17 protein-coding genes are annotated in these 15,217 nt (G+C 65.8%); 9 read left to right on the top strand and 8 right to left on the bottom strand.

Going from position 1 to position 15,217, the window contains the following annotated elements; all coding sequences use genetic code 11:
• The first annotated feature begins 264 nt into the window (after window positions 1–264).
• Window positions 265–1,452, top strand: coding sequence for a DNA topoisomerase IB (locus ACQR1B_RS14230; RefSeq protein ID WP_434833027.1), 1,188 nt, complete (start codon window positions 265–267; stop codon window positions 1,450–1,452).
• Window positions 1,453–1,464: 12 nt separating this feature from the next.
• Here ACQR1B_RS14230 and ACQR1B_RS14225 read toward each other — a convergent pair whose 3' ends face one another.
• A complete protein-coding gene (locus ACQR1B_RS14225; protein WP_434833026.1) occupies window positions 1,465–1,848 on the bottom strand; it encodes a hypothetical protein in 384 nt (127 codons plus the stop codon).
• Between the two features lie 476 nt (window positions 1,849–2,324).
• Here ACQR1B_RS14225 and ACQR1B_RS14220 point away from each other — a divergent pair, with 476 nt between their 5' ends.
• The 3 genes from ACQR1B_RS14220 to ACQR1B_RS14210 all read left to right on the top strand — a co-directional run bounded on the left by ACQR1B_RS14220 (window position 2,325) and on the right by ACQR1B_RS14210 (window position 4,513).
• Window positions 2,325–2,879, top strand: a complete 555-nt coding sequence (locus ACQR1B_RS14220; RefSeq protein WP_434833025.1) for a fasciclin domain-containing protein — start codon at window positions 2,325–2,327, stop codon at window positions 2,877–2,879.
• Window positions 2,880–3,086: 207 nt separating this feature from the next.
• Window positions 3,087–3,716: a cytochrome b/b6 domain-containing protein gene (locus tag ACQR1B_RS14215; protein WP_434833024.1), complete on the top strand. Its 630-nt coding sequence runs from the start codon at window positions 3,087–3,089 to the stop codon at window positions 3,714–3,716.
• A 14-nt stretch (window positions 3,717–3,730) separates the two neighbouring features.
• Window positions 3,731–4,513 carry a molybdopterin-binding protein gene (locus ACQR1B_RS14210; protein ID WP_434833023.1) on the top strand — a complete coding sequence of 261 codons (783 nt, stop codon included), beginning with the start codon at window positions 3,731–3,733 and terminating at the stop codon, window positions 4,511–4,513.
• A 386-nt stretch (window positions 4,514–4,899) separates the two neighbouring features.
• On the opposite strand, the gene ACQR1B_RS14205 is transcribed toward ACQR1B_RS14210, so the two are convergent.
• Complete coding sequence (locus tag ACQR1B_RS14205; RefSeq protein ID WP_434833022.1) at window positions 4,900–6,090, bottom strand: YbfB/YjiJ family MFS transporter; 1,191 nt, start codon at window positions 6,088–6,090, stop codon at window positions 4,900–4,902.
• A gap of 277 nt (window positions 6,091–6,367) precedes the next feature.
• Here ACQR1B_RS14205 and leuB point away from each other — a divergent pair, with 277 nt between their 5' ends.
• Together leuB and ACQR1B_RS14195 are read left to right on the top strand one after the other, a co-directional pair.
• Window positions 6,368–7,480: a 3-isopropylmalate dehydrogenase gene (gene leuB / locus ACQR1B_RS14200; RefSeq protein WP_434833021.1), complete on the top strand. Its 1,113-nt coding sequence runs from the start codon at window positions 6,368–6,370 to the stop codon at window positions 7,478–7,480.
• Between the two features lie 70 nt (window positions 7,481–7,550).
• Window positions 7,551–7,682, top strand: a complete 132-nt coding sequence (locus ACQR1B_RS14195; RefSeq protein ID WP_434833020.1) for a hypothetical protein — start codon at window positions 7,551–7,553, stop codon at window positions 7,680–7,682.
• Between the two features lie 780 nt (window positions 7,683–8,462).
• On the opposite strand, the gene ACQR1B_RS14190 is transcribed toward ACQR1B_RS14195, so the two are convergent.
• The gene (locus ACQR1B_RS14190; protein ID WP_434833134.1) at window positions 8,463–8,849 is read right to left on the bottom strand and encodes a hypothetical protein; all 387 of its coding nucleotides are present in this window, start codon (window positions 8,847–8,849) and stop codon (window positions 8,463–8,465) included.
• A gap of 228 nt (window positions 8,850–9,077) precedes the next feature.
• A complete protein-coding gene (locus ACQR1B_RS14185) occupies window positions 9,078–9,881 on the bottom strand; it encodes a hypothetical protein (protein ID WP_434833019.1) in 804 nt (267 codons plus the stop codon).
• Window positions 9,882–9,995: 114 nt separating this feature from the next.
• Between ACQR1B_RS14185 and ACQR1B_RS14180 the strand changes: the two genes are divergently transcribed.
• Both ACQR1B_RS14180 and ACQR1B_RS14175 read left to right on the top strand, forming a co-directional pair.
• Window positions 9,996–11,030, top strand: a complete 1,035-nt coding sequence (locus ACQR1B_RS14180) for an aspartate-semialdehyde dehydrogenase (RefSeq protein WP_434833018.1) — start codon at window positions 9,996–9,998, stop codon at window positions 11,028–11,030.
• A 146-nt stretch (window positions 11,031–11,176) separates the two neighbouring features.
• Complete coding sequence (locus tag ACQR1B_RS14175; protein WP_434833017.1) at window positions 11,177–11,743, top strand: TIGR00645 family protein; 567 nt, start codon at window positions 11,177–11,179, stop codon at window positions 11,741–11,743.
• Between the two features lie 74 nt (window positions 11,744–11,817).
• On the opposite strand, the gene ACQR1B_RS14170 is transcribed toward ACQR1B_RS14175, so the two are convergent.
• Window positions 11,818–12,462 carry a carbonic anhydrase gene (locus ACQR1B_RS14170; protein WP_434833016.1) on the bottom strand — a complete coding sequence of 215 codons (645 nt, stop codon included), beginning with the start codon at window positions 12,460–12,462 and terminating at the stop codon, window positions 11,818–11,820.
• A 102-nt stretch (window positions 12,463–12,564) separates the two neighbouring features.
• Between ACQR1B_RS14170 and ACQR1B_RS14165 the strand changes: the two genes are divergently transcribed.
• Complete coding sequence (locus ACQR1B_RS14165) at window positions 12,565–13,443, top strand: HpcH/HpaI aldolase/citrate lyase family protein (RefSeq protein WP_434833015.1); 879 nt, start codon at window positions 12,565–12,567, stop codon at window positions 13,441–13,443.
• Window positions 13,444–13,464: 21 nt separating this feature from the next.
• Here ACQR1B_RS14165 and ACQR1B_RS14160 read toward each other — a convergent pair whose 3' ends face one another.
• The 3 genes from ACQR1B_RS14160 to ACQR1B_RS14150 form a co-directional block, all read right to left on the bottom strand.
• Window positions 13,465–13,836 (bottom strand): c-type cytochrome, encoded by a 372-nt coding sequence (locus tag ACQR1B_RS14160; RefSeq protein ID WP_434833014.1) that lies wholly within the window; start codon window positions 13,834–13,836, stop codon window positions 13,465–13,467.
• A gap of 31 nt (window positions 13,837–13,867) precedes the next feature.
• Entirely contained in the window at window positions 13,868–14,284 is a 417-nt protein-coding gene (locus tag ACQR1B_RS14155) for a hypothetical protein (protein WP_434833013.1), read from the bottom strand.
• Between the two features lie 106 nt (window positions 14,285–14,390).
• A complete protein-coding gene (locus ACQR1B_RS14150; protein WP_434833012.1) occupies window positions 14,391–15,194 on the bottom strand; it encodes a hypothetical protein in 804 nt (267 codons plus the stop codon).
• Window positions 15,195–15,217: the final 23 nt, after the last annotated feature.

Here is a 15,217-nt window from a genome sequence, read left to right as displayed (position 1 = left end):
CTTCGGCGGGGAGGCGGTCTGCGCAGGATCAAAGAAATGTGCGCTGAGGTTGTCGTCGCGATGCGCGGCAAGTCAGCCGGTCGTCAAGGTTACCCCGAATCAGAGCGTCGGACGGTACCTTAAAACCGTTTTGCCCAAATTTAGGGACTCGCTATCCGGTCCATGACGCCCTAAATCGCCCTCAAGCTGTGGATAACTCGACCGGAACCGAATCGGGGCCCGGGGCATTGAGCGGATGAGAACGACGGCAGGGCGTCTAACGTAATGATGGACCAGCAGAATTTCGAGAGTCCCAGGGGTGGCCCGGCCGCCCCAGAGGTGGCGCTCGCGAAGGCGCTGGGCCAGTGGCCGCCCAAGCCGCCCCGGCGCAAGCTCACTTTGAAGGATCTCGCTCACGCCAAGACCGCCGATGCGCAGGGCAACGCCAGGAGCTCGGTAGCGGATCTGGCCAAGCGGCTCGGCCTCAAGCTCGGCGACCAGACCGAGCTGACCATCCGCCGCATCAGGCGCGGCAAGAGCTATACCTTCATCCGCGCCAACGGCACCACGATCCGCCACGTCGGCACCATCCGCCGCCTGCACGCGATGGCGGTGCCGCCGGCCTATCGCGAGGTGCGTTACGCCGCCGATCCGAGCTCACATTTGCAGGCGGTGGGGCGCGACGCCGCCGGCCGGCTGCAATACCGCTACCATGCCGATTGGGAAAAGGTGCGCGAGCACACCAAGGCGCATCGCCTTGCCCGGCTGGTCGGCGCGCTGCCGCGCATCCGCCGTGCCGTCTCCAAGCATCTCGCCGGTGACGAGCCGACGCGCGAGTTCGCACTGTCGGCCGTGATCGAGCTGATCGCGCGCACCGCGATCCGTCCCGGCAATGAATCCTATGCGCGGCTCAACGGCACCCGCGGCGCCACCACGCTGTTGAAGTCGAACGTCATGCTCGAAGACGACTGCCTGGTGCTGACCTTCAAGGCCAAGGGCGGCAAGGCCGTGCGCAAGGAGTGCGACGCCGCCAAGCTGGTGCGCGCCGCCGGCATTCTGCGCGGCGTGCCCGGCCGGCGCATGTTCCAGTATCGCGATGCCCAGGGCGTGGTCCGCGCGGTCTCGACCACCCAGGTCAATGCCTTCCTGCGCGAGATCGCCGGCATCAAGATCTCGCTGAAGGATTTCCGCACGCTGATGGCGTCGGCGGTGGCCTTGGAGACGTTGTCGCGGATCACGCCGGCGGCGAGCGCGCGCGGCCGCAAGAAGCAGATCCTCGAGGCGATCCGTGCCGCCGCCGACGAACTCACCAACACGCCGGCGATCTGCCGGCGGAGCTACGTGCACGACACCATCGTCACCGCGTTCGAGGACGGCATTCTCGAGCGCTTCGCCGCCACCATGAAGGGCCAGCGCTCGCAGACACGTCGTGAGCAATTGCTGGCCCAGGTGGTCACGGCCGTCTCGGCCTAGTTCGACTCAACGTCAAGCCTGGCAGCGCGGCCCGATCTTGGCCTGTGCGAGGAAGCGCGCGATCGGATCGAGCTGGCGGCACGGCACGGCGGTGGTCTTCACCGGTTGCGGATTGCGCTTGCCCGGCCGCAGCACGGCCGCCTTGGCGGGCACCTTCGTTCGACGCGTCACCGGCGAGCCACGCCCGTCCATCCGCACGGACTTCGAGACCAGTGGCAGACGTGCGGCTTCGTTGAGCTCGATCGGCTGAGCTTCGAAGCTTCGATCGCTCTCGCTCAACGTATCGATGCCGGGAACGGGTTCGCGGATCAGCGACGATGTCGTCTCGCCCGCCATGTCGGTTGGCGACACCGCCGCCAGCACCATCTTCGTTGCAAGCAGGCAGCAGATTATCACGAGGCAGAACCCCGCAATCCAGATCGTTCTTTTCACTGTAGGAGACCCCCGCCGATCGCGCCGGACATTGCAGGACATCCCCTTCCTGCAACCGGTGTCGCGCCGACCAATCAACCTTAAGAAAGTGTTACTCGCAATATTTTCGGCAGGTCTGGCCGACCTCGCATCGCATTGTAGTTAATGGCGGAAGGCGATGGGTGCGGTACAACGGTGTCGGCCAATGACCGACATGATGCGATGAGTTCCGCATGGCTGCGACAAGGCCGCGCGCGACATCTGGGCCAATGAGTCGGTGCGAGACGATCTCGATGGCGCTTGGTTTCACGGATCACGTTAAATTATGAGGCGAAACTCGCTTCCCCGAGGCGGCGTAGCTTGGCCCGACACGACGCAAGAACGAACGTTCAGCATCGCATCGATGTCGCAGTCGAACTGATCACGCGGCCCATGCCGCCACCTTCATTAGGGAGCCATCCATGTCCAAGCGCATTGCCTATCTCGCTGCCGCCGCCTTCGGCGCGCTGTCGCTGACCTCGACCTTCGTTGCGCCCGCGCGCGCCGAAGAGAAGACCGTGATGGTCGGCGGCGCGGCGATGTATCCGTCGAAGAACATCATCCAGAACGCGGTCAATTCGAAGGATCATACGACGCTGGTCGCCGCGGTGAAGGCCGCCGGCCTCGTGCAGACGCTGGAGGGCAAGGGCCCGTTCACGGTGTTCGCGCCGACCAACACCGCGTTCGGCAAGCTGCCGGCCGGCACCGTCGATACCCTCGTCAAGCCGGAGAACAAGGCGACCCTGACCAAGATCCTCACCTATCACGTCGTGCCGGGCAAGCTCGAGGCGGCCGACCTGAAGGACGGCCAGGTGCTGAAGACGGTCGAGGGCGAGCAGCTCACCGTCAAGCGCGACGGCAAGAGCGTGATGATCATGGACGCCAAGGGTGGGACGTCGATGGTGACGGTCCCCAACGTCAACCAGTCGAACGGCGTGATCCATGTGGTCGACACCGTGCTGATGCCGGCCTCCTGATCGGAGCCGCAGACACCGGACACATCCGTTTCTTCCTCCTCCTCGCGGATGTGACCAGGAGCGAGCCGGGGCCACCCCCGGCTCGCTTTTTTGTGAGAGCCCGGGCCGCGAAAGCATCGATTTGCCCGTTTGAGCCCGTAACGAGAGGCCAGCCTTTCGCGTATATCTGCTTGCAACCCGCGACCGCCACGAACCACCGAGCCTGCCATGTCCAGCATCGCCGCCGCCGATACGACGATCAGCGCCCAAGGAACCAAGGTGATCCAGCCGGCCTGGGTCCGTGTCATGCATTGGATCAACGCGGTCGCGATGATCATGATGATCATGTCGGGCTGGCAGATCTACAACGCCTCGCCGCTGTTCGACTTCCGCTTCGACAAGAGCATCACGCTGGGCGGCTGGCTCGGCGGCGCGCTGCTGTGGCACTTCGCCGCGATGTGGCTCTTGATGCTGAACGGCCTCGCCTATCTCGTGACGGGCCTCGTCACCGGCCGGTTCCGCAGAAAACTGCTGCCGATTTCGCCGGCGTCCGTCGTCGCCGATCTCAAGGCCGCGCTGACCTTCAAGCTCGCGCATGACGATCTCACCGCCTACAACGCGGTGCAGAAGCTGCTCTATCTCGGCATCATCCTGGTCGGCATCGTGATCGTTCTCACCGGCCTGTCGATGTGGAAACCGGTCCAGCTGCACTGGCTTGTGATGCTGTTCGGCGACTATCCGGCGGCGCGCTACGTCCATTTCGTCTGCATGGCGCTGATCTGCGCTTTCCTGGTGATCCACATCGTGCTCGCGCTGCTGGTGCCGAAGAGCCTGCGCGCGATGATCACGGGCCGCTGAGAGGAGAGAGAAACATGGCCAAGCGTCCTTTCCTCATTCCCGGCGTCGACAAGCGGCTCCTCATCAAGGATTCGCTCAAGGCGATGCCCGATCTCACGCGGCGCCGCTTCATCACCGGCGGCGCCAGTCTCGGCGCACTCACGCTGCTGACCGGCTGCGACGTCGTCGACGGCGACACGGCGGAGGAGCTGTTGAAGAAGGTCTCCAAGTTCAACGACGCCGTGCAGTCCTGGATCTTCAATCCCGACGCGCTGGCGCCGACCTTCCCGGAGAGCGCGATCACAAAACCGTTCCCGTTCAACGCCTACTACACGCTGGACGAGGCGCCGGAGATCGATGCCGCCGACTGGAAGCTCGAGGTCCGCGGCCTCGTCGACAACAAGAAATCATGGACGCTGGATGAGTTGCATGCGCTGCCGCAGGTCACGCAGGTGACGCGCCACATCTGCGTCGAGGGCTGGAGCGCGATCGGCTCCTGGACCGGCACGCCGTTGCGCGATTTCCTCAAGCTGATCGGCGCCGACACCCGCGCCAAATATGTCTGGTTCAACTGCGCGGACTCGCAGGGCTATAATTCGCCGCTGGACATGCGCACCGCGCTGCATCCGCAGACCCAGATGACGTTCAAGTTCGCCGACCAGATTCTGCCGCGCGCCTACGGCTTCCCGATGAAGATCCGCGTCCCCACCAAGCTCGGCTTCAAGAACCCCAAATACGTCGTCGCGATGGAAGTCACCAACGACTACAAGGGCGGCTATTGGGAAGACCAGGGGTACAATTCGTTCAGCGGGAGCTGAGCGTCGCTCCTAGCATTATCGCACGATCTTCACCGCATCCCCGATCTGTAGGCAGAACTGTCTGCATATGAAGATGCCGGTACGTCGCAACGAGCGACTCCGCGAGTGAGTTGCTCCGTCATGCCCGGGCTTGTCCCGGGCATCCACGTTGTTCTCAGCCTGCCGGTCGACGTGGATGGCCGGGACAAGCCCGGCCATGACGACGCGGAAAGAGATGAGCGCCAAGCTTCGACGGTCAAATGCGATAGAACGTAGTCTGTAGGTTGGGCAAAGCAGCCGCCCGCAGGGCGGTCGCGTGCCCACCATGTCGCGCCGGGCAAGAACGGTGGGCACGGCGCGAAGCATCTCGCAACATTCCGCCGGCGTGCCTCGCGCCTTTGTCTACCCTACGGTTTTCGCGCAAGCTTGCCCTGCATCGCCGCCATGACCGCCCCCAGCAGCAGCAGCGCCGCCGAGACGTTCAGCGCGTAGGTCAGGCTCCCCATCGCATCGGTGATCGCGCCGACGGCGAACGGGCCCAAGGTCTGGCCGACGCCGAACGAGATGGTCAGCGCCGCGATCGCGCGCGGCCACGCTGCCTGCGGCAGGTTGAAGCGCACGAATGCCGTCGTCGCGGTGGTCACCGTCGAGAACGCGATGCCGAACACAGCCGCCGACAAGGTCAGCATGGCCGGCGAATGGCTGAGCGAGGGCAGGGCGGCGCCGATTGCATTCACCGTGAGGATCAGCGCGGTCGGCCAGCCGCCGCGGTCGAGCGCCAGCACGCGGCGCCACACCCAGGGTGTTGTGAAACCGGCGAGGCCAATCAGGCACCAGAAGCCGGATTGGGCCGCCGCGCCGCCGCCGAGATCGCGCACATAGGCGATCATGAAGGTGAGATAGGCGATGTAGCCGGCCCCGTAGAGGAAGTAGCCGAACAGATAGATCGCCATCGGACGCAGCGACACGCGGTCGGCGCGCGATTCCGGCATGGCGGCGTTCGATGGCAGCCGCATCAGCAGGAGCGGCACGATCAGCACCATACTGACGCCTGCGAGCACCGCCCACACGATCCACCATGAGCCGGGCCCGAATGCCTGCAGCACGAACGGCGCGATCAGGCCGGAGACGACGATGCCGAGCGGAGGCCCGGCATAGAACAGGCTCAGCACAAAGCTCGCCTGCGCTGGCCGTGCCAAGGCGACCCGTGCCGCCAGCGCACCGCCGACGACCAGTGCCACGCCGGCACCGATCCCCGTTACCAGCCGCGCCATGCTCAACGCAACGAAGTCGCCGGTCATGGCGCAGACCACCAGCGAGGCCAGCGCCGCGATGGTACCGCCGCGCACCGCGGCGAGGCCGCCGAACCGCCGCGCCGTGTGCGACGCGATGAGCGCGCCGATCAGGTAGCCGGCGGCATTGACGGTGTTCATGAAGCCGGCGGCCGAATACGACCAGTTCAAGGTGTCGCGCATGTCCGGCAGCACCAGCGCATAGGCGAAGCGGCCGATGCCGAGACCGATGATGGGGCCGAGCGACAGCGTCAGATTGGTCAACGCCGGGTGGCCCGGAGTCGAGGCGGAGGGTGAGTTTGGCAAGAAATGCTCCGGCGCGGCGAATGTCCGGCAATTCATGCTGTCCGGCTGCCATTTCAGAGCACCGTATAGCCTGGCGCCGCGCTACAGAAGACGGGCAGCGGCAATGGTGGCTTGCCAACCACGCAGGAGGGCTTTAGCACTCCGCCGATTTTGCAACTCTCGTCGTTGCCGGGCTGCCGTCCCCGATCCATCGGGGCGAGCCGGCAATCCAGCCGAGAGATGATGGAGGCCCGGGCTCAGGCCCGGGCATGACAAAAGCCCTACGAGGACAACGACCATGGCGACCCATAAGCTCCTTCTGCTGCCCGGCGATGGCATCGGCCCCGAAGTGATGGCCGAGGTGAAGCGGCTGATCGGCTGGCTCAACGCCAAGGGGCTCGCCGCGTTCGAGACCGAAGAGGGTTTGGTCGGCGGTTCCGCCTATGACGCCCATGGCGCGTCGATCTCGGAAGCCGACATGGACAAGGCGAAGGCGGCGGATGCGATCATCTTCGGCGCCGTCGGCGGTCCGAAATGGGACGGCGTGCCCTACGAGGTCCGTCCCGAAGCCGGCCTCTTGCGCCTGCGCAAGGATCTCGGCCTGTTCGCAAACCTGCGTCCCGCTGTGTGTTATCCGGCGCTGGCCGATGCCTCCAGCCTGAAGCGCGAGATCGTCGAAGGCCTCGACATCATGATCGTGCGCGAGCTCACCGGCGGCGTGTATTTCGGCGAGCCCAAGACCATCACCGATCTCGGCAACGGCCAGAAGCGCGCGGTCGATACCCAGGTCTACGACACCTATGAGATCGAGCGCATCGCCCGCGTCGCCTTTGACCTTGCGCGCAAGCGCCGCAACAAGGTGACGTCGATGGAGAAGCGCAACGTCATGAAGTCGGGCGTGCTCTGGAACGAGGTCGTCACCGCGGTCCACGCGCGCGAGTACAAGGACGTCACGCTCGAGCACCAGCTCGCCGATTCCGGCGGCATGAACCTGGTGAAATATCCGAAGATGTTCGACGTCATCGTCACCGACAATCTGTTCGGCGACATGCTGTCGGACATTGCGGCGATGCTGACCGGTTCGCTCGGCATGCTGCCGTCCGCCTCGCTTGGCGAGGTCGACGCCAAGACGCACAAGCGCCGCGCGCTGTATGAGCCCGTGCACGGCTCGGCGCCGGACATCGCCGGCAAGGGCCTGGCGAATCCGATCGCGATGCTGACCTCGTTCGGCATGGCGCTGCGCTATTCGTTCGACCTCGGCAGCCTCGCCGACAAGCTCGACGCCGCCATCGCCGCCGTGCTCGCCTCCGGCCTGCGCACCGCAGACATCAAGGCCGAGGGCTCGACCCCGGCGTCGACCACGCAGATGGGCGAGGCGATCATCAAGGAGCTGGAAAAGCTCACCTCGTAATCGGAGCGAATCCGCCGCTGCCGCGCTGGCAGTCTGCCCCCTCCCCGCAAGGGGGAGGGGGAGCGCACCGATGCTGGCGAAGCAGCTCGATCAACTCATCAGTACGGGCTCGAACGCGCCTTCGCGCGAGGCGCAAGCCGGGCCGCTCGTCGGGCAAATCAGTTCGTCATCTTGCGCGATCGGCGTCGATCGGTCGTCTTGACTACGCGTCTTTCTCCTCGGAATCCGTTGCGCCGAAAAACTCATTTCGCCCGCACGATCAGGCCGATGCGTTCATCGGCCCGGCTGTCGCCAAAAATTCCTCTTTCGCCTTTCCAGAATTCATGTTTCTCTCCTCTCATCCCGCTTCGCCGGTAAGGGGCGTTTCGCGATCGTCACGAGGCGTGAGGTGGGGATGCGGTGGCCGCGAGGGCTCGCAGCATGTCCTTTGCGGCGTGCGGACGAACGATGCACTTGCGGACGTGAAGCTGCGTGGTCCTGGCGCCCCGATGCTGGCGCCAAGCCGGCGGGTGATGATCCCAATGGCGACGGTGGCTATCAAGCCGGACACCGGGGAGAGCGCAGAGTAAGCGTGAAGCCCACCGCGCAGGGAGGGCCGGATCGTCCGGCTGGACCTGTGGTACCTGCCGCCTGCATTTTCTTTCGCAGGCGGGCCACGGGCCTCAGTCGAGGTCCGGCCTTCCCTGCGCCCTTGCTTCCGAAGAGGGCGAAACCGATGGCATCACCCGGACGCGGGCAGCGTTGCGGGACGTCGTTCGCATGCTTCTCGATCGTCATGCCCCGCGCAGGCGCGGCATCCAGCACGCCGCGGCCTCTCGGTCGATATTCGCCGCCGCTGGACTACGGGATCCCCCGGTCGAGCCGGGCGATGACAGCGTGAGTTGATTGAAGGCGCCGAATGACCAAAACTCCTGGACGACCCACACCAAAAACAAAAAGCCGGGCAGAGCCCGGCTTTGGTGATCGGATGATGCCGGGGCCCTCAGTACGGGATCGGAATCCGGGTCGGGTAGCCGCCGAGATCGGTCGGCGCCATCAGCGGCTGGCGATCGATCGGGCGGTTCAGGTTTTCGCGGGCGAACGATGGATAGCCGACGGCCGGCGGGAAGGCATAGTCGCTGAACTTGCGGTCGCCCGGCAGCACCTCGGTGCCGCCGTCGAGGAACGAGCGCTTGCTCACATAGATGCGGGTGCGCGGGCCGGACTGGTAGGAATAGTTCGGGCTGTTGCTGGACGAATAGACCACCGTGGTGCGGCGCTTGCTCGGGGCGGCATCGGCGGACGTGACGGCGAAAGACGTGACGGCAAGACCGGTCGCGGCGATCACCGCCAGGGTCAGGGCCCGGGTTGCGGCAGAAATTTCAATCATCACGTCCTCTTCCTCGCGCCTGTAGGGGCGGGCGCTCGCCATGCGCATGATCCGGCCCGCACAATATCTGCGTCGGCTGTGGCATCACAAGGTCATTCCCGCGACGCCGCGCAAGATAAATTCCCGCTGTGGCGGGAAAGTTGCATCAATATCCGTCACTTGGCGGCAGCGACCATGGCCCGATCATGGCGCCGGGGCGTCCCGCAACATGCAGACGCAAATCGCCGGTCAGAAGGTGCCGCGCAGCCTGGGATTGTCGAGCGCGGAGATCCAGTCGGTCAGGGTCTTGCCGCTCCCGGGCGCGTCGCAATCAGCCCGCCGCGGCTCGGTCCGGGCGAACAGCTCGGTCAAAGCGGGGTCATGACCGGACGCCGACAGCAGGGTCAGGCGGTTCAGCATGCAGCCGATGGCGGCGCGCCGGGTCGGCGCGGCGACGCCCTGGCAGGACCAGCCGGAGATCTGCAGGGCGGGCACCGCAATGGTCTTCAGAAAGGCGAGGCAGGCGCCGGCGCCGTCCGGGGTGCCGGCCTGGCGCAGCAGGCTGACGGGGCCGAACCGGCTGTCGATGATTCCCGCGGCCTCGAGCTCGGGGGCGGGGCGCCCCATGCGGGCCACGAGATGCCCGATCGGGTTGCGCAGGCCGTCGCGTTCCGGGCCGATCCGGTAGACTTCGATCTCGGCCGTCGGGCGGTCCGCCCGCTCGCCCCAGCGCAGCACGTCCTTGCGGCCGCCGGCCGGGTGAGTCAGCACGGTATAGGTCGCCGTTCTGTCGGGCTGGTCGGTGAGGCGCAGCGAAAACGCCGGCACCGCGGCGTCGGCGAGCGTCCAGCCAGCCCTGGGCGCGCTCGTGTCGTCAGCATCGTCGATCCGGTTCCACGCGGCGACGCCGAGCATGGCGATCAGCGCCAGCGCCCCCACATAGGCGATCAGGCGCGCGAAGGTGCCGCAGATCTCGTCCGCCACGGCCTCGAGCGCCGACGGGATGCGAGGACTGCGGGTCGTGGCGGCTGTGCTGGCCGAATCGGAATGCATCGAAGGCGAGACATCGTGGTAACGTTGTGTCAGGGACGTTTCTCGCATAGAAGCGCTGCCGCTTCCGTTTCCGCCTGGTTGCGCGGTCGGCCAAATTTCTTCGGAGAGTGAACGATGGGTTACAAAGTCGCAGTGGTCGGCGCGACCGGCAATGTCGGACGGGAAATGCTCAATATTCTCGATGAGCGCAAATTTCCCGTCGACGAGGTCGTGGCGCTGGCCTCACGCCGCAGCGTGGGCGTCGAGGTGTCCTATGGCGATCGCACGCTGAAGGTCAAAGCACTCGAGCACTACGATTTTGCCGACGTCGACATCTGCCTGATGTCCGCGGGCGGAGAGGTCTCGAAGGAATGGTCGCCGAAGATCGGCGCCGCCGGCGTCGTCGTGATCGACAATTCGTCGGCCTGGCGCATGGATCCCGACGTGCCGCTGATCGTGCCGGAGGTGAATGCCGATGCGGCTGCCGGCTTCAAGAAGAAGAACATCATCGCCAACCCGAACTGCTCGACCGCGCAGCTCGTCGTCGCGCTGAAGCCGCTGCACGACAAGGCCACCATCAAGCGCGTCGTGGTCTCGACCTATCAGTCGGTGTCGGGCGCCGGCAAGGATGCGATGGACGAGCTGTTCTCGCAGACCAAGGCCGTCTACACCAATCAGGAACTGGTCAACAAGAAGTTCCCCAAGCGCATCGCCTTCAACGTCATTCCGCAGATCGACGTCTTCATGGAAGACGGCTTCACCAAGGAAGAGTGGAAGATGATGGCGGAGACCAAGAAGATCCTGGATCCGAAGATCAAGCTGACCGCAACCTGCGTGCGCGTGCCGGTGTTCGTCGGCCATTCCGAAGCGGTCAATGTCGAGTTCGAGCAGCCGATCACGGCCGACGAGGCGCGCGACATCCTGCGCCGCGCGCCGGGCTGCCTCGTCATCGACAAGCACGAGCCCGGCGGCTATGCGACGCCCTACGAGGCGGCCGGCGAGGACGCGACCTATATCAGCCGCATCCGTGAGGACGGCACGGTGGAGAACGGCCTCGCGTTCTGGTGCGTGTCGGACAATCTGCGCAAGGGCGCGGCACTGAACGCGATCCAGATCGCCGAGGTGCTGATCAATCGCAAGCTGATCACCGCCAAAAAGAAGGCGGCCTGAGAGCTGACGGTGCGCCCCCTCTCCCCGTCCTTACGGGGAGAGGGTTGGGGTGAGGGGCCGCCGCACGGGTGGTGTGCGTAGTGAAACTAATTTCCCTCACTCGATGACGTAGTGGACGAAAAAGCGAATTCGGGGTGGGGCCGCGCGTGGCTGAGAGCAGCAAGACCGAGCCGGCATCGGCGCAAACGCCCGCGACGTCCAAGCACGCGCCGGGTCCGCTCGAGCGTGGCCTGGAAGGTCTGCTGTTCAAGAGCCGCTGGCTGATGGCGCCGTTCTATGTCGGCCTCGTCGTCAGCCTCGCCGTGCTGCTGTTCAAGTTCGTGCTGCTGCTGTGGGAGAGCGTCGTCCATCTCCCCGCCGCCAAGGAGAGCGACATCATCCTTGGTGTGCTCAGCCTGATCGACGTCTGCCTCACCGGCAATCTGGTGTTGATCGTGGTGTTCTCCGGCTATGAGAACTTCGTCTCGCGGATCGATCCGAACGGTCACCCGGATTGGCCGGAATGGATGACCAAGGTCGATTTCGCCGGGCTGAAGCAGAAGCTGCTTGCCTCGATCGTCGCGATCTCGGCGATTCAGCTGCTGAAGGCCTTCATGAATCTCGATGCCGGCTACGACTCGGTCAAGCTCGGCTGGCTGGTCGGCGTGCACATGACGTTCGTGGTGTCGACGGTGATGCTGGCGCTGGCGGACCGCTGGTCGGGCGAGCATTGATGGGGGGCGAATAGCGAGTGGCGAATAGAGCCTATGAACTCCTCGCCACTCCCCATTCGCTATTCGCTCGCGTGCTATTCGCCAGCGCGCGCGCTGCGAAATTCCTTCGCGGCCTTGTCGAGCACGAACAACGAGCCTTCGGCGACACCGAAATAGGCGCCGTGGAGCTGCAGGGCGCCGGCATCGACCTGCTCCTGGACGAACGGAAAGGTCATGAGATTTTCGAGGCTGCGGAACACCGCCGCCTTCTCGATGCGGACGACGAAGTCCTGGATGCTCTCATGATCGCGCTGCTCGACGATCTCGCCGGGCTTGATGAACATGTCCATCCAGCGGCCGATGAAATGGCCGGGCGACAGCGGCGCGATCTTGTCGATGAAGGCGCGAATGCCGCCGCACTGGGCATGGCCGAGCACCACGATGTGTTTGATGCGGAGCACGTTGACCGCATATTCCAGCGCCGCGGAGACGCCGTGAACGCCGCCATCGGCCTCGTAGGGCGGGACCAGATTGGCGACGTTGCGCACCACGAACAATTCGCCGGGTCCGGCATCGAAGATCACTTCGGGCGAGACACGGGAGTCGCAGCAGCCGATCACCATCACTTCGGGGGATTGTCCGCGCTCGGACAGCTCCAGATAGCGGCTCTGCTCGGTCGGCAGGCGGTTGGCGGAGAAGGCGCGATAGCCTTCGAGCAGGCGATGCGGAAACGAGTTCATGGGCGTTGCCTAAACACATGCTGCGGATGGGGACAAGCCTTTCGGCCCGACGGCCGAAATGGTATCGCGAGCCGCTCCAATAAACCAAGGGAAACGCTGCAAATGATCCGCCCGCGCCGCAGTCTTCTGTTCATGCCTGGCTCCAATGCGCGGGCGCTGGAGAAGGGACGGAACCTGCCGGCCGACGGGCTGATCCTCGATCTCGAGGATTCGGTTGCACCCGATGCCAAGGCCGCCGCACGCGAGCAGATCGCCAAGGCGGTGGCCGCCGACGGCTATGGAAGGCGGGAACTGCTGATCCGCATCAACAGCCTGGACACGCCCTGGTGGAGCGACGACGTCGCCATGGCCGGGCAGGCGGCGACCGACGGCGTCCTGGTTCCCAAAGTATCGACGGTCGAGGACCTGCGCATGGTCACCGACCGCCTCGCCGAGGTCGGCGCCGACCCGGCGCTCAAGGTGTGGGCGATGATCGAAACCGCGCGCGCCGTGCTCGATGCCGACCGTCTCGGGGCGACGGCGCATGAAGCCGGTTCTCGGCTCGCGGGCTTCGTGTTCGGGCCCAACGACATTTCGCGTGAAACCCGCATCCGCATGCTGCCGGGCCGCGCCACCATGCTGCCGATGATCAGCCACTGCATCCTGGCGACCCGCGCGCATGGGCTGGAGATCCTGGACGGGCCCTACAGCGACTTCGCCAATGCCGACGGCTTCTCGCAGGAATGTATCCAGGCCCGCGATCTCGGCTTCGACGGCAAGACGCTGATCCATCCCGGCCAGATCGACGCCTGCAACGCGATCTTCACGCCACCGCCAGCCGAGGTTGCCGAGGCCCGCAAGATCCTCGCGGCCTTCGAACTGCCCGAAAATGCCTCGCGCGGCGCGATCCAGATCGATGGCCGCATGGTCGAGCGGCTGCATGCCGAGATGGCGCGGCGGACGATCGAGATTGCCGATGCGATCGCGGCGATTGGGAAGTAGGAGAAATGAGGAATGGCGCGGTCAGATGCGCTTGAGGCTGAGGATGTAGTTGACGAGGTCGCCGCGTTGCTCGGTCGTCAGGATGACGTTGGGCATCGTCGGGTGGCTGCTCTGCAGGAACACCTTGAGCGACAGTTCGGTCGCCGACGGCATGTTGGCGACCGCGGCGAAATCGGGCGCCGTCGTGGTCTGCGCGCGCGCCCCACCGGCATCGATGGCGTGGCACGGACTGCACCAGGCCTCCGCCAGCTTGCGGCCGGCCTGCACGCTCTCCGCGGCCGGCGTGGCGCCGTTCGCATAGTGCATCCGGATCAGCAGCATGGCGGCGAGCGCGAGCAGGAGCGCGGCGCCGACATGGAGCCAAAGGTTGCGGTGCAGGTTCGGCAGGTTCATGGCGTTGCTCCGCTCGGGCCGGGAGGGGCCGTCAGTGCTTGACGGCGGCGACGCCCAGGTGGTCGATGGTCGGCGCGTTGAGGCAGTAGTCCTCATAGTGCTCGCCGGCCTTGCCCGCGGCGAGATCGCGATGGCAGCGCGGCTTGTCCTTGCACATGGCGCAGACCCGCTCCATGTCCCGCAGCACCACCGGCTCGGCGCGCGACAGCGCGGCCTCGTCGATGCCGAGCGCCTTCAGCATCAGCGGCAGCTCGTCGGCGGCGTGCTCGCCGTGGCGAACCAGCGCGTCGAGATCGGCCGGCGTGACCTGCAGGTCCGTCGCGATGCGCTCGAAATCGTCGCGGTCGAGCTGCCGGAGCTCGCTGAGCTCGCGCCGGTGTCGCAGCCATTGTGCGAACGTATCGATCAGGAACTGGACCCGCGGGTAGGGCTTGGACTGGGCAGGCATGGCACGTCTCCGATGATCGCCTGCAATCAATCACCGGGCCGCCAAGCGGACGTTGCGGTAGATCAAGCAGCGGCACGCCCCGGCGCTTGCGCGCGGGGCTGGCACGTCAGCTGCGCAGGCCGAAGCGGTCGGCGGCCCACGCATACAGGCTGCCCGGCGCAGGCTGCTCGCCGCCGCGGCCCTTCGGCGAGACGTGCAGGCCGATGATCGCGGGATCGCGGATCAGCCCGGAGAAATCGGACGGATCGAAGAACGCCTTCGGCTCGGCATGGACGGCATAGAAGCTGCGCTTCGGCATCGCGTGGCGCAGCGAGCCGTGGCGGCGGGCGAGCGCCGTCAGCGCGGCGGGGCCAAAGATCGCAACGCGGATGTCGGACAGGCGCTTCGAGCCGCCGCGCAGCCGGCGCAGCGCAAAGGTCAGCCGGTGGCGCAATGCCAGCCAGTTCGGCGTCAATTCGTCCTGCGCCATCAGCGCGTCGAATTCGGCGACGATCGGATCGTCCGGCGGCAGATAGAGCACGGAGTTGCCGAGCTGCCGCGGGCGCTCCCAGGCGAAATAAGGCAGGGCCGGATCGATCTCGACCGGGCGCAGCAGCAGCACGTCGGCGTCGAGCCAGAGCCCGGCGCGCTGCGCCATCAGCCGCATGCGGAAGAAGTCGCTGAACTGCAGCGTGGTCCAATCGCGCCAGCTGCCGTCGGGCTGCGGCGGCCGCAGCCGCTCCGAGAATGCGTAAGGCAGGACCGCCTCGGCCTCGGCATTGCCGATCCCGTCGGGCAGGCCCGGCAGCGGATCGAAGCTGTAGACGGTGACCTTGTGGCCGGCGGCGAGCTGCGAGCGCAGGCAGGTCTGGCGCAACCGGTCCAGCGGCCCGCGCCAGAACGTCACGATCTCGGGCAAGACGCGCGGCAACGGCGGACCTGTTCGAAGGCGGG

It is taken from the genome of Bradyrhizobium oligotrophicum, assembly GCF_051168495.1.
In the GTDB taxonomy this organism is placed as follows: Bacteria; Pseudomonadota; Alphaproteobacteria; order Rhizobiales; family Xanthobacteraceae; genus Bradyrhizobium; species Bradyrhizobium oligotrophicum_A.
Note: the sequence above shows the minus strand (reverse complement) of the source record. Positions and strands in the feature narration are given on the sequence as shown.

Bases quoted from the DNA above. Each gene is read 5' to 3' on its own strand.
- ACQR1B_RS14220 (WP_434833025.1), top strand. From the start codon at position 2,325: ATGTCCAAGCGCATTGCCTATCTCGCTGCCGCCGCCTTCGGCGCGCTG.
- ACQR1B_RS14190 (WP_434833134.1), bottom strand. From the start codon at position 8,849: ATGATTGAAATTTCTGCCGCAACCCGGGCCCTGACCCTGGCGGTGATC.
- ACQR1B_RS14215 (WP_434833024.1), top strand. From the start codon at position 3,087: ATGTCCAGCATCGCCGCCGCCGATACGACGATCAGCGCCCAAGGAACC.
- leuB (WP_434833021.1), top strand. From the start codon at position 6,368: ATGGCGACCCATAAGCTCCTTCTGCTGCCCGGCGATGGCATCGGCCCC.
- ACQR1B_RS14165 (WP_434833015.1), top strand. From the start codon at position 12,565: ATGATCCGCCCGCGCCGCAGTCTTCTGTTCATGCCTGGCTCCAATGCG.
- ACQR1B_RS14155 (WP_434833013.1), bottom strand. From the start codon at position 14,284: ATGCCTGCCCAGTCCAAGCCCTACCCGCGGGTCCAGTTCCTGATCGAT.
- ACQR1B_RS14185 (WP_434833019.1), bottom strand. From the start codon at position 9,881: ATGCATTCCGATTCGGCCAGCACAGCCGCCACGACCCGCAGTCCTCGC.
- ACQR1B_RS14230 (WP_434833027.1), top strand. From the start codon at position 265: ATGATGGACCAGCAGAATTTCGAGAGTCCCAGGGGTGGCCCGGCCGCC.
- ACQR1B_RS14195 (WP_434833020.1), top strand. From the start codon at position 7,551: ATGCTGGCGAAGCAGCTCGATCAACTCATCAGTACGGGCTCGAACGCG.
- ACQR1B_RS14160 (WP_434833014.1), bottom strand. From the start codon at position 13,836: ATGAACCTGCCGAACCTGCACCGCAACCTTTGGCTCCATGTCGGCGCC.
- ACQR1B_RS14180 (WP_434833018.1), top strand. From the start codon at position 9,996: ATGGGTTACAAAGTCGCAGTGGTCGGCGCGACCGGCAATGTCGGACGG.
- ACQR1B_RS14210 (WP_434833023.1), top strand. From the start codon at position 3,731: ATGGCCAAGCGTCCTTTCCTCATTCCCGGCGTCGACAAGCGGCTCCTC.
- ACQR1B_RS14170 (WP_434833016.1), bottom strand. From the start codon at position 12,462: ATGAACTCGTTTCCGCATCGCCTGCTCGAAGGCTATCGCGCCTTCTCC.